The organism is Nocardia sp. CC201C, from assembly GCF_030010695.1.
Taxonomy (GTDB): Bacteria; Actinomycetota; Actinomycetes; order Mycobacteriales; family Mycobacteriaceae; genus Nocardia; species Nocardia otitidiscaviarum.
The window spans coordinates 1-12,290 of the sequence record NZ_JASCXP010000218.1; the positions used below are offsets into that span (position 1 = coordinate 1).

General features: G+C 69.1%; 11 protein-coding genes. All 11 read right to left on the bottom strand.

Annotation, left to right across the window (positions count from 1 at the left end):
• Positions 1–10: 10 nt before the first annotated feature.
• Positions 11–1,225 carry a methionine adenosyltransferase gene (gene metK / locus QK444_RS21645; RefSeq protein ID WP_282783078.1) on the bottom strand — a complete coding sequence of 405 codons (1,215 nt, stop codon included), beginning with the start codon at positions 1,223–1,225 and terminating at the stop codon, positions 11–13.
• A 213-nt stretch (positions 1,226–1,438) separates the two neighbouring features.
• Complete coding sequence (gene coaBC, locus QK444_RS21650) at positions 1,439–2,659, bottom strand: bifunctional phosphopantothenoylcysteine decarboxylase/phosphopantothenate--cysteine ligase CoaBC (RefSeq protein WP_282783080.1); 1,221 nt, start codon at positions 2,657–2,659, stop codon at positions 1,439–1,441.
• A gap of 125 nt (positions 2,660–2,784) precedes the next feature.
• Positions 2,785–3,051 carry a DNA-directed RNA polymerase subunit omega gene (rpoZ, locus tag QK444_RS21655; protein ID WP_029924434.1) on the bottom strand — a complete coding sequence of 89 codons (267 nt, stop codon included), beginning with the start codon at positions 3,049–3,051 and terminating at the stop codon, positions 2,785–2,787.
• 89 nt (positions 3,052–3,140) lie between these two features.
• Positions 3,141–3,752, bottom strand: a complete 612-nt coding sequence (gene gmk / locus QK444_RS21660) for a guanylate kinase (RefSeq protein ID WP_143981505.1) — start codon at positions 3,750–3,752, stop codon at positions 3,141–3,143.
• Between the two features lie 7 nt (positions 3,753–3,759).
• Complete coding sequence (gene mihF, locus QK444_RS21665) at positions 3,760–4,083, bottom strand: integration host factor, actinobacterial type (protein ID WP_029924430.1); 324 nt, start codon at positions 4,081–4,083, stop codon at positions 3,760–3,762.
• 657 nt (positions 4,084–4,740) lie between these two features.
• Positions 4,741–5,367 carry a LysE family translocator gene (locus QK444_RS21670; protein ID WP_282783085.1) on the bottom strand — a complete coding sequence of 209 codons (627 nt, stop codon included), beginning with the start codon at positions 5,365–5,367 and terminating at the stop codon, positions 4,741–4,743.
• A 72-nt stretch (positions 5,368–5,439) separates the two neighbouring features.
• Entirely contained in the window at positions 5,440–6,264 is an 825-nt protein-coding gene (gene pyrF / locus QK444_RS21675; protein ID WP_029924426.1) for an orotidine-5'-phosphate decarboxylase, read from the bottom strand.
• A 4-nt stretch (positions 6,265–6,268) separates the two neighbouring features.
• Entirely contained in the window at positions 6,269–9,607 is a 3,339-nt protein-coding gene (carB, locus tag QK444_RS21680) for a carbamoyl-phosphate synthase large subunit (protein ID WP_282783087.1), read from the bottom strand.
• Entirely contained in the window at positions 9,607–10,743 is a 1,137-nt protein-coding gene (carA, locus tag QK444_RS21685) for a glutamine-hydrolyzing carbamoyl-phosphate synthase small subunit (protein WP_282783089.1), read from the bottom strand. Before carA ends, carB begins: the two co-directional genes overlap by 1 nt.
• A gap of 71 nt (positions 10,744–10,814) precedes the next feature.
• On the bottom strand, positions 10,815–11,315 hold the full coding sequence (locus tag QK444_RS21690) for a transporter (protein WP_282783091.1): 501 nt from the start codon (positions 11,313–11,315) through the stop codon (positions 10,815–10,817).
• Positions 11,315–12,290 (bottom strand): dihydroorotase (locus QK444_RS21695; protein ID WP_282783094.1); only part of this gene is annotated, 976 nt, incomplete at its 5' end. The genes QK444_RS21690 and QK444_RS21695, both read right to left, overlap by 1 nt.

Consider the following 12,290-nt stretch of genomic DNA (forward strand, 5'->3'; position numbering starts at 1 on the left):
TGTCGGCCAATTACAGTCCGGCGGCCGCGCGCAGTTTCTCCGCGCGATCGGTGCGCTCCCACGGCAGATCGACATCGGTACGGCCGAAGTGGCCGTAGGCGGCGGTCGGCGCGTAGATCGGGCGCAGCAGGTCCAGATCGCGGATGATCGCGCCGGGACGCAGGTCGAAGACCTCGGCGATGGCGGCGGAGATCTTGGCGGGGTCGATCTGCTCGGTGCCGAAGGTCTCCACGAACAGGCCCACCGGGGCGGCCTTGCCGATGGCGTAGGCGACCTGCACCTCGACGCGCTCGGACAGGCCGGCCGCGACGACGTTCTTGGCGACCCAGCGCATGGCGTAGGCGGCGGAGCGGTCGACCTTCGACGGGTCCTTGCCGGAGAAGGCGCCGCCGCCGTGGCGGGCCATACCGCCGTAGGTGTCGACGATGATCTTGCGACCGGTCAGGCCCGCGTCGCCCATGGGGCCGCCGAGGACGAACTTTCCGGTCGGGTTGACCAGCAGTCGCACGTCGGAGGTATCGAGGGGGTTCGGCAGTTCCAGGTCGCCCAGCACCGCGTCCACGACCTTCTCACGGATATCGGGAGCGAGCAGGTTGTCGAGGTCGATATCGGCGGCGTGCTGGGTGGAGATGACCACGGTGTCCAGCCGGACCGGGGTGTCGCCGTCGTACTCGATGGTGACCTGGGTCTTGCCGTCGGGACGCAGGTACGGCAGCACGCCGGACTTGCGCACCTCGGTGAGACGCCGGGACAGCTTGTGCGCCAAGGAGATCGGCAGCGGCATCAGCTCCGGGGTCTCCCGGGTGGCGTAGCCGAACATCAGGCCCTGGTCGCCCGCGCCCTGACGCGCGATGGCGTCGTCCTCGCCGCCGACGCGGGCCTCGTGCGAGGTGTCCACGCCCTGGGCGATATCCGGCGACTGCGCGCCGATGGCGACGTTCACGCCGCAGGACGCGCCGTCGAATCCCTTTGCCGAGGAGTCGTATCCGATCTCCAGGACCTTCTCGCGGACGATGGTCGGGATGTCGGCGTAGGCCGAGGTGGTGACCTCACCGGCCACGTGCACCTGACCGGTGGTCACCATGGTCTCCACCGCGACCCGGCTGCGCGGATCGGCCGCGAGCAACGCGTCGAGGATGGAATCGCTGATGGCGTCACAGATCTTGTCCGGATGACCCTCGGTCACGGACTCACTGGTGAATAGGCGGCTGCCAGACGTGCGCACAGTTCTTCCCTCTCCCTCAACGGGTTTCTCGTTCGGCTTGCGACAGTAGCGGGCTCCCCCGCCTGCACAACCCTGTGTCTGTAGGTTATTCCAAAGCTGCGGGCGCGTGGGCCACGACCGGGTGGCCGGGATGCCGCGCCCAGGTGACGAAACAATACCGACCCAGACAGTTTGCCGCCCGATTGGTACGTTGCGTCGGCGTGGCGATCGCGATCAGCGCAGCAGCGGGCCGAGCGCGTCCAACACGCGGCTGGCGAGCAGCGCCTTGGACCCGTGATCCAAAGCGATCTCGGTACCGTCGGCACCGAGCAGCCAGCCGTCGTTGTGGTCCACCTCGAACGCCTTGCCCTCGCCGACGGCGTTCACCACCAGCAGGTCGCAGCCCTTGCGGGCCAGTTTGGCGCGGGCATGGGTGAGCACATCGCCGTGCTCGTCCCCGGTCTCGGCGGCGAAACCGACGATCGCGGTACCCGGCAGCTGCCCGTCCCGACGGGCTTGCACCAGCCCCGCCAGGATATCGGGAGTCTTGGCGAGTTCGATCGAATTCGGTTCTCCCGCACCCTTTTTGATTTTCGCCGCGGCCACGTTCACCGGCCGGAAGTCGGCCACCGCGGCCGCCATGATCACCGCGTCCGCGCCGAGGGCGTGCTTGTCGACCGCGGTCTTCAGCTGTTCGGCGGTGGTGATGTCGACGACCTCGACCGCGGCCGGAGCCGCCATGCCGATGGTGTTACCCGCGATGAGCGTCACCTGCGCCCCGCGCTGCGCGGCCACCCGGGCCAGCGCGTAGCCCTGTTTGCCGGAGCTGCGGTTGCCCAGGAAGCGCACCGGATCCAGGGGTTCCCGGGTGCCACCGGCGGTCACCACGATCCGGCGGCCCTCGAGATCACGCGGAATCGCGTCGGCGCGCTCCCGCAGCAGCGAGGCGAGCGCGAAGATCTCCTCGGGTTCGGGCAGGCGGCCCGCACCCGTGTCGGCGCCGGTGAGGCGGCCGTGCGCGGGTTCCATCACGATGGCCCCGTGGCGGCGCAGCGTGGCGACGTTCTCCTGGGTGGCCGGATGCTCCCACATCTCGGTGTGCATGGCCGGGGCGAACAGCACGGGACATCGGGCGGTCAGCAGCGTGGCGGTGAGCAGGTCGTCGGCGCGCCCCTGCGCGGCCCGCGCCATGAGGTCGGCGGTGGCGGGCGCGATGACGACGAGGTCGGCCTCCTGGCCGAGCCGTACGTGCGGCACCTCGGGCACATCGGCGAACACACCGGTGTTGACCGGATTGCCGGACAGCGCCTCGAAGGTGGCCTTGCCGACGAACTCGAGCGCCGACCGCGTGGGAATGACGCGAACCTCGTGGCCGGTCTCGGTGAACCGGCGCACGAGGGCGCAACTCTTGTAGGCGGCGATGCCGCCGCCGACGCCGACGACGATCCGGGTCACCGCGCGCCCCGGACGGTTGGCACGCTCGCGGGCGTGATGGGAGTGGTCACCGTGTGCCTCCAGCGCCGTCGTTGGTTGTCACGCCGGGCGTTCCGCATGCTCGGCGTGTATCCGAATGGCTCGGCCTACTCGCCTTCGGAGTGCTCGAGCAGATCGGCGTGGATCTCACGCATGGCCACCGAGAGCGGCTTCTCCTGCAGACCCGGCTCGACCAGCGGGCCGACGTACTCGAGAATGCCGTCGCCGAGCTGGTTGTAGTAGTCGTTGATCTGCCGCGCCCGCTTGGCCGCGTAGATGACCAGCGCGTACTTGGACGAGGTGCGCTCCAGCAGCTCGTCGATCGGCGGGTTGGTCAGGCCGACCGGAGTGTCGTAGGCGGGGGCGGCCTTCATGTCCGTACTCACTGGGGAGGCTCCTGCGGGGTTGATGGTCAACGGGGTGGGCGTCCGGCCCGGTCGGCCGCGAGGTCCGCGGGCGGACTTCAGGGGGCCGACGAGCCGTGCTTCGAGGCAGACCTCGAATTTGTGCTAACGAACAACGATACCAACCGCTCACAGGCGGCGGTCACCTCGTCGTTCACTATGACGATGTCGAACTCGTCACAGGCCGCCAATTCGGTTTTCGCGGTCTGCAGGCGCCGCTCGATCACCTCGGGCGATTCGGTACCCCGGGAGGTGAGCCGGGATACCAGCTCGTCCCAGCTGGGCGGTGCCAGGAAGACCAGCAGGGCCTCCGGCATCGCCCGGCGGACCGAGCGCGCCCCTTCGAGATCGACTTCGAGCAGTACCGAGCGACCGGCCGCCAGGGCCTCCCGCACCGGCGCGGCCGGGGTGCCCGACCGCTGCAACCCGCCGTGGATATCGGCCCATTCCAGGAGTTCGTCCGCCGCGATCATGGCGTCGAACTGTTCCCTGGTGACGAAGCGATAGTCACGACCGTCGACCTCACCGGGCCGGGGAGCCCGGGTGGTGGCCGACACACTGAACACCAGTTCCGGCAACCGTTCGCGCACACAGCGCACGACGGTTGACTTTCCTACGGCCGAGGGGCCGACCAGGACTACCAGCCGACCCTTCCGAGTGTGTTCGACCACCCTCGGATTATTCGGCGCTGAAGTCGAACCGGGCCAGCAGCGCCTTGCGCTGCCGGTCGCCCAGACCACGCAGGCGGCGGGTCGGAGCGATCTCCAGTTCGCTCATGATCTCAGCAGCCTTGACCTTGCCCACCTTCGGCAGGGCTTCCAGCAGAGCCGAAACCTTCATCTTGCCGAGCACTTCGTCCTTCTCGGCGTCCTGAAGGACCGTCTTCAGGTCGGTGCCGCCACGCTTCAAGCGCTCCTTGAGCTCCGCCCGAGCGCGGCGAGCGGCAGCCGCCTTCTCCAAAGCAGCGGCGCGCTGCTCGTCAGTCAGCTGGGGAAGGGCCACGGTTCCTCCGTCTCATCGTTCATTGCATCTACTCCCGCCGGGGAGAACCCCGGCGGTCTCAGCGACCGTACCCACGTCGCCTGGCGATTGCGAACCCGCCCCCCAGGTCAGCGCGTGATTCCGGGCACGGCCGCGCCGAGCGGGCATCCGCGAGGGGTGACTCCGCCCGGCTGCGACGATACTAACCACAGAATCGCGAACCCCGTTGCAGCCAGGGCGTTTTCACGCTTTCACCAGGTGAGCCGGGGACAGACCCTACCGCCGGGTCACCTCGTAACCGAGCTGTGATCACGCGACCTGGAATTTTCTCGGATTTCTCGGCGTGTCGCGCAAAAACCGCACCGCGTGTCGCGCATCACACGCTACCACCGCGAGGCGTCCGCCGCCCGGTCCCGAGTCCGCTCGAACCCCGCTGAACACGGCCTGAAAGGGCCGCAGAGGGGCGAAAACACATCGGTGTAGTTCTCGGGTGCGACACGGGCGCGACCGTGCGCCAGAACGGCACTGAGGGCCACCTGGCCGGCTCCGTTTCGCTCACAGCGAAACCGGACATATCGGACCGATCTCGGCTGGTCACACACGTGCGCGCCACCGATCGGACGCGCGATACAGCGGTCAGCTGCTCTCGCGCCCCGATCGGACGCGCGGCGACAGCGGTCAGCTGCTCTGCACGGCGATCCGGAGGCCGAGCGCCACCATGAGCGTGCCCATGGCCGCATCGATGGCCCGCCGCACCCGCTGGCGGGTGAAGACGTGACGCAACGCGCCGATGGCCACGGCCAGGGTCACGAACCAGGTCAGGTTCACGACCGTGCAGACCAGGGCCAGCTCGAGGGTGCTCAGCGCCGACGGATCGGCGGGCAGGAACTGCGGCACCAGGGCGATGAAGAACACCGCGGCCTTGGGGTTGAGCAGATTGTTCAGCAGACCCTGCCGGAAGGCCATGCGCAGGCCGTGCCGCCGCGGTCCCGCCTCGGCGTCGAGTTCGTAGTCCCCGCGCCGCGCCGCCAGCAGGGCGCGCACCCCGAGGTAGGCGAGGTAGGCCGCGCCGACCAGCTTCACCGCGGTGTAGGCCACGGCCGAGGCGGCCAGCAGTCCGGCGATGCCGACGGCCGTGATCAGCGACCACGCGAAGACGCCCGCGGCGATACCCGCCGCGCTGGCGATTCCGGCGCGGCGACCCGAGACGGCGCTGTTGCGCACGACGATGACGAAATCGGGGCCGGGTGTCATGGATCCGAGCAGAATCACTCCGGCGAGTGCGAGAACCTGTGCCGTCGACATCACCGGCTCAGCGTACGCGGCGGGCGCGGTGTCGAACAGCGGTGTCGAACAGCACAGGTTCACCCGGTCGAATCAGTCTCGCAGGAACTCGAATTCGTCGGTGAGCCGATGCACGCGCACCTGCAGCGCGCCCACCGACGGACCGGCCTTCAGCACCTCACGCGAGACGTTCGGCACCACCGCACCGAGATCGCTGTCGCGCACCAGTTTCCGGATGGAGTCCGCTCCCCCGCCCTGCGCGCCCACACCCGGCATGAGAATCGGGCCGTTGAGCGCGCTCAGGTCGGGTGCCTCGGTGAGGGTCGCGCCGACCACCACACCCACGGAACCGAACTCGGCCCCGGCATTGTGGGCGGCGGCGTCGTCGACCATGCGCTGGGCGATGCTGCGGCCGTCCGGGCCGGTGATGCGTTGCAGCTCGGCCGCTTCCGGATTGGAGGTCGCCGCCAGCACGAACACACCCCGGTCGTTGGCGCGCGCCAACTCCAGTGCCGGTGCGAGCGAACCGAATCCGAGATACGGCGAGACGGTCACCGCGTCACTGCCGAGCGGACCGTCGCCCAGCCAGGCGTGGGCGTAGGCGTCCATGGTGGAACCGATATCGCCGCGCTTGGCGTCGGCGAGCACCAGCGTGCCCGCCTCCCGCAGCTCGCCGATGGCCTCCTCCAGCACCATGATGCCGCCGGAGCCGTACGCCTCGAAGAAGGCCACCTGGGGTTTGACCAGGGCGACGCGACCGGCGAAGGCTTCCACGCAGGCGTCGGTGAACGCCTTGAGCCCGGTCACGTCCTCACTCAGCCCCCAGGCCCGCAGCAGCGGTGGATGCGGGTCGATGCCCACGCACAGCGGACCGTGCGCACGCATCGCCTCCCGCAACCGCACCCCGAATGTGGTCATCGGGTCAGCCCCGCAGGGTGGTGTGGAGTTCCTGCAGGGACCGCACGCCGATACCGCCGTTGATGGTGGCCTCGATGCCCTGCACCGCGGCCGCCGCACCCTGCACCGTGGTGATGCACGGGATGTTCGCGCCCACCGCGGCGGTGCGGATCTCGTAGCCGTCCACGCGCGGACCGTTGTTGCCGTACGGGGTGTTGAAGACGATGTCGACGTCCCCGTCCTTGATCATGTCCACGATGCTGGGCGCGAGCGTCGCGTCCGCGCTGCCCGAACGCCCCTGAACGGGCTCCGGGTCCGAGTGCTTGCGCACCCGCTCGCACGGAATGCCGTTGCGGCGCAGCATCTCCGCGGTGCCGTCGGTGGCCAGGATGCGGAATCCCAAGTCGTGCAGGCGCTTCACCGGGAACACCATGGCCCGCTTGTCGCGGTTGGCGATGGAGACGAACGCGGTTCCCTCGGTCGGCAGCGAACCGTAGGCCGCCGCCTGCGATTTGGCGAAGGCGGTGCCGAAATCGGCGTCGATGCCCATCACCTCACCGGTGGACTTCATCTCCGGCGAGAGCAGCGAGTCGATACCGCTGCCGTCCGGGCGGCGGAAGCGGTGGAACGGCAGCACCGCCTCCTTGACCGCCACCGGGGCGTCGAAGGGCGCGTGCCCGCCGTCGCCCTCGGGCGGCAGGATGCCCTCCTTGCGCAGGTCGGCGATGCTGGCCCCGAGCGCGATCCGCGCCGCGGCCTTGGCCAGCGACACCGCAGTGGCCTTGGATACGAACGGCACGGTGCGGCTGGCGCGCGGATTGGCCTCGAGCACGTAGAGCACATCGTCCTTGAGCGCGTACTGCACGTTCAGCAGCCCCTTGACGCCGATACCCTTGGCCAGCGCGGCGGTGGAGCGGCGCACGGCCTCGATATCGCTGCGCCCCAGGGTGATCGGCGGCAGGGCGCACGCGGAGTCGCCGGAGTGGATACCGGCCTCCTCGATGTGCTCCATGACGCCGCCCAGGTACACCTCGTCGCCGTCGCACAGGGCGTCGACGTCGATCTCGATGGCGTCCTCCAGGAACCGGTCGATGAGCACCGGGCGATCCGGGCTGATATCGGTGGCGCGGGAGATGTAGCCCTCGAGCGTCTGCTCGTCGTAGACGATCTCCATACCGCGACCGCCCAGCACGTAGGACGGCCGCACCAGCACCGGGTAGCCGATCTCGGCGGCGATCTTCTTGGCCTGCTCGAAGGTGGTGGCGGTGCCGTACTTCGGGGCCGGGAGCCCGGCCGCGACCAGCACGTCACCGAATTCGGCGCGGTCCTCGGCCAGGTCGATGGCGGCGGCGGAGGTGCCGACCACCGGCACCCCGGCGTCGGTCAGCCGCTGCGCCAGGCCCAGCGGAGTCTGGCCGCCCAGCTGGCAGATGACGCCCGCGACCGTGCCCGACTCGGTTTCCGCGTGGTACACCTCGAGCACGTCCTCGAAGGTGAGCGGCTCGAAGTACAGCCGGTCGGCGGTGTCGTAGTCGGTGGACACGGTCTCCGGGTTGCAGTTGACCATGACGGTCTCGAACCCGGCCTCCGACAGCGTCTGCGCGGCATGCACGCAGCTGTAGTCGAATTCGATGCCCTGGCCGATGCGGTTGGGACCCGAACCCAGGATGATCACCTTGTCGCGTTCGCGCTGCGGCGCGACCTCCGACTCGGCGGCCGGATCGAGTTCGTAGGCCGAGTAGTGGTACGGCGTCCTGGCCTCGAACTCCGCCGCGCAGGTGTCGACGGTTTTGAACACCGGGCGGATGCCGAGCCGGTGCCGCAGCTCGCGCACCCCGTTCTCACCGGCGAGTTCCGGTCGCAGCGAAGCGATCTGGCGATCGGACAGACCGTAGTGCTTGGCGCGGCGCAGCAGCGGCTCGTCCAGCACGGGCGCGTCGATGATCTCCCGGCGCAGCTCCACCAGACCGGCGACCTCGGCCACGAACCACGGGTCGACACCCGAGGCGGCCGCCACGTCCTCGACGCTCGCGCCCAACCGCAGCGCCCGCTCCACCTGGTAGATGCGGCCCTCGGTGGGCACCTTCAGATCGTCGAGAACCGCCTGCACATCGGTCCACTCGCCGTCCGGCTGGGTCCAGAAGCCGGTGGCCTTGGTCTCCAGCGAACGCAGCACCTTGCCCAGCGCCTCGGAGAAGTTGCGGCCCAGCGACATCGCCTCGCCGACCGACTTCATGGTGGTGGTCAGCGTGGGGTCGGCGCCGGGGAACTTCTCGAAGGCGAAGCGCGGAGCCTTGACGACCACGTAGTCGAGCGTGGGCTCGAAGCAGGCCGGGGTCTCCTTGGTGATGTCGTTGACGATCTCGTCGAGGGTGTAGCCGATGGCCAGCTTGGCGGCGATCTTGGCGATGGGGAAACCCGTTGCCTTGGAAGCCAGTGCGGACGAGCGCGACACGCGTGGGTTCATCTCGATGACGATCAGGCGGCCGTCGACCGGGTTCACCGCGAACTGGATATTGCAGCCGCCGGTGTCCACGCCGACCTCGCGCAGGATGGCGATGCCGAGATCGCGCATCTTCTGGTATTCGCGGTCGGTCAGGGTCATGGCCGGGGCGACGGTCATCGAGTCACCGGTGTGCACGCCCATCGGATCCACGTTCTCGATGGAGCAGACGATGACGACATTGTCCTTGCCGTCGCGCATGAGCTCGAGCTCGAATTCCTTCCAGCCCAGGATGGATTCCTCGATGAGCACGTTCGCGGTCGGCGAGGCGGCCAGGCCGCCACCGGCGATGCGGTCGAGATCCTCATCGTTGTAGGCCATGCCCGAACCCAGCCCGCCCATGGTGAACGACGGCCGCACCACCACCGGGAAACCCAGTTCCGCAACGGTGTCGCGCACCTCGTCCATGGTGTAGCAGACCTTGGAGCGAGCCGACTCGCCGCCCACCTTGGCGACGATGTCCTTGAACTTCTGCCGGTCCTCACCGCGCTGGATGGCGTCGAAGTCCGCGCCGATGAGCTCGACGTTGTACTTCTCCAGCACGCCGTTCTCGTGCAGGGCGACCGCGGTGTTCAGCGCGGTCTGACCGCCCAGCGTCGCCAGGATCGCGTCGGGGCGTTCCTTGGCGATGACCTTCTCGACGAACTCCGGGGTGATCGGCTCCACGTAGGTGGAGTCGGCGAACTCCGGATCGGTCATGATGGTCGCCGGGTTGGAGTTCACCAGCGACACCCGCAGCCCCTCGGACCGCAGCACCCGGCACGCCTGGGTGCCGGAGTAGTCGAACTCGCAAGCCTGGCCGATGACGATCGGGCCCGAGCCGATCACCAGGATGTGGTTGAGATCGGTGCGGCGAGGCATCAGGCTCCTTCCATCAGCGTTGCGAAGCGGTCGAACAGGTAGGCGGCGTCATGGGGTCCGGCGGCCGCTTCCGGGTGGTACTGGACGGAGAACGCCTTGCCGTCCACGAGGCGCAGACCCTCGACGGTGCCGTCGTTGGCGCACACGTGGTCGATCTCGGCCTTGCCGAACGGGGTGTCGAAGACCTCGCCGCGCTCACCCTCCAGGGCGAAGCCGTGGTTCTGCGCGGTGATCGAGATCCGGCCCGAGTGGTGTTCGACGACCGGGATATTGATGCCGCGGTGGCCGAACTTCATCTTGTAGGTCGTGCGGCCCAGCGCCCGGCCCAGGATCTGGTTGCCGAAGCAGATGCCGAACAGCGGCAGGCCCTCGCCCAGCACCCCCTGGGTGAGCGCGACGGCGTCGTCCTGGGTGGCCGGATCGCCCGGACCGTTGGACAGGAACACCCCGTTCGGGTTCAGCTCCTTGATCTGGTCCAGGGTGACGTTCGACGGCACCACGTGCACCCGCATCCCGCGCTGGGCGAACATGCGCGGCGTGTTGGACTTGATGCCCAGATCCACCGCCACCACCGTGAAGCGGTGCTCGCCGACCGGCTCGATGGTGTACATCTCGTCGGTGGACACCTCGCCCGCCAGGTCCGCGCCCAGCATGGACGGCTGGCCGGTGACGCGATCCACCAGCTCCTCGTAATCGGCGAGGGAGTCGCCGGAGAAGATGCCCGCCTTCATGGAGCCGCGGGTGCGCAGGTGGCGCACCAGGGCGCGGGTGTCGATCCCCGCGATGCCGACGATGTTCTGGTTCTCCAGCTCGTCGGCCAGGGTGCGGTTGGCGCGCCAGTTGGAGGCGCGGCGCGCGGGGTCACGCACCGCGTAGCCCGCCACCCAGATCTTCGCGGACTCGTCGTCCTCGTCGTTCCAGCCGGTATTGCCGATCTGGGGCGCGGTGGCCACCACGATCTGGCGGTCGTAGCTGGGGTCGGTGAGCGTCTCCTGGTACCCCGTCATGGCGGTGCAGAACACCGCCTCACCCAACGTTTGTCCCACGGCACCGAAGGTCGAGCCCCGGAAAACCCGGCCGTCCTCCAGCACCATTACGGCAGTGTCTGCCCCGAACCCAACCCTTACGCCGCTCATGCCGTGTCCTTTCCGGCCTGCACGGGGGACCTCCGTGGTTACGCAGGCTGCCGCCTCCGGTCCCTGACCGTTCATGCCGTGTCTCCGTTCATCGCACCCGCCGTCGTCCACGCCGGGTACACCGTCTTGTCGTCACCCCGGAATCCGGTATCCACCTCGGTTCCGGTCGGCAGCGTCCAGCGAATGACCAGCACACCATCTTCGGTCATCACCTTGCCCGCATGGCCCCGTTCGGCGCGCACCGCGGTGATGGACTCCGCCGGAATCCAGATCGGCGCGTTGCCGTCGCGCTCCAGCAGGATGCCGCGCTCGAAGCGGGTCATCTCCGCGGTGGCGCGGAAACCCAGATCACCCACCGTGATCCGCTGAATCCAGCTGGGGGCCAGGGTGCTGCCCAGGTACAGGCCCGTGGTCGGCTCCAGCAGTTGCGCGCCGCAATCGGCGGGCACCGTCGGGAGGTCGCCGATCGCACCGGCCTGGCGTCGGGCCCGGCCCGTCCACGCCCGGTACATCAGCCACAGGCCGAGCAGGAACACCGCCAGGCATCCGACCACCCACAGCGTTCGCTCCATCACGGTCCTCCTCGGTTCCCCGCCCGCCGGGCTCCCCCGGCGATCCGTGCCGCATCGCGCGCGGTATTGCGGCCGCGCAGGAAGGTGGCGGTCACCGACCCGGGCAGCGTCATCGCCTCGAACGGCGTGTTGTCGGAGATGCTGGCGAGATCCTTCGCCCGCACCGTCCACGACGTCTCCGGATCGACCAGCACCAGATTGGCCGGTTCACCCACCTCGATCGGCCGACCCTGATCCGCCAGGCCCGCGATGCGGGCCGGGTTCTCGCTCATCACCGCGGCCACGCCGCGCCAGTCCAGCAGACCGGTGCGCACCATGGTCGCCACGATGATGGACAGTGCCGTCTCCAGGCCGAGCATGCCGGGGCGGGCGGCCGCGAACTCGCAGCACTTGTCCTGTTCGGCGTGCGGGGCGTGATCGGTGGCGACACAGTCGATGACGCCGTCGGCCAGTGCCCGGCGCAGCGCCTCCACATCGGAGACCTCGCGCAGCGGCGGGTTCACCCGGTTCACCGCGTCGTAGGTCTCCAGCCGCGAGTCGTCCAGCAGCAGGTGGTGCGGGGTGACCTCGGCGGTGATCGAGATCCCCTGCGCCTTGGCCCATTTCAGCAGTTCCACGGTTCCGGCGGTGGAGGCGTGGCAGATGTGCACGCGCGCACCGGCATCGCGAGCCAGCAGCGCGTCGCGGGCCACGATGGACTCCTCGGCGGCGCGCGGCCAGCCGGCCAGACCCAGCCGGGCCGCGTTCGGGCCCTCGTGCGCCACCGCGCCCTCGGTGAGCCGCGGCTCCTCCGCGTGCTGGGCAATGAGTACGCCCAGGGAGTTCGCGTACTCCAGGGCGCGGCGCATGATCAGCGGGTCGTACACGCAGTGGCCGTCGTCGGAGAACATGCGCACCTTGGCCTCGCCGGCGGCCATGGTGCCCATCTCGGCGAGCTGCTCACCCTTCAGGCCGACCGTGACCGCACCCACCGGA

Excerpts from the sequence above, each read along its gene's own strand:
- rpoZ (WP_029924434.1), bottom strand. The coding sequence starts at position 3,051 with ATGAAGGCCGCCCCCGCCTACGACACTCCGGTCGGCCTGACCAACCCG.
- QK444_RS21670 (WP_282783085.1), bottom strand. The coding sequence starts at position 5,367 with ATGTCGACGGCACAGGTTCTCGCACTCGCCGGAGTGATTCTGCTCGGA.
- pyrF (WP_029924426.1), bottom strand. The coding sequence starts at position 6,264 with ATGACCACATTCGGGGTGCGGTTGCGGGAGGCGATGCGTGCGCACGGT.
- carB (WP_282783087.1), bottom strand. The coding sequence starts at position 9,607 with ATGCCTCGCCGCACCGATCTCAACCACATCCTGGTGATCGGCTCGGGC.
- carA (WP_282783089.1), bottom strand. The coding sequence starts at position 10,743 with ATGAGCGGCGTAAGGGTTGGGTTCGGGGCAGACACTGCCGTAATGGTG.
- QK444_RS21690 (WP_282783091.1), bottom strand. The coding sequence starts at position 11,315 with ATGGAGCGAACGCTGTGGGTGGTCGGATGCCTGGCGGTGTTCCTGCTC.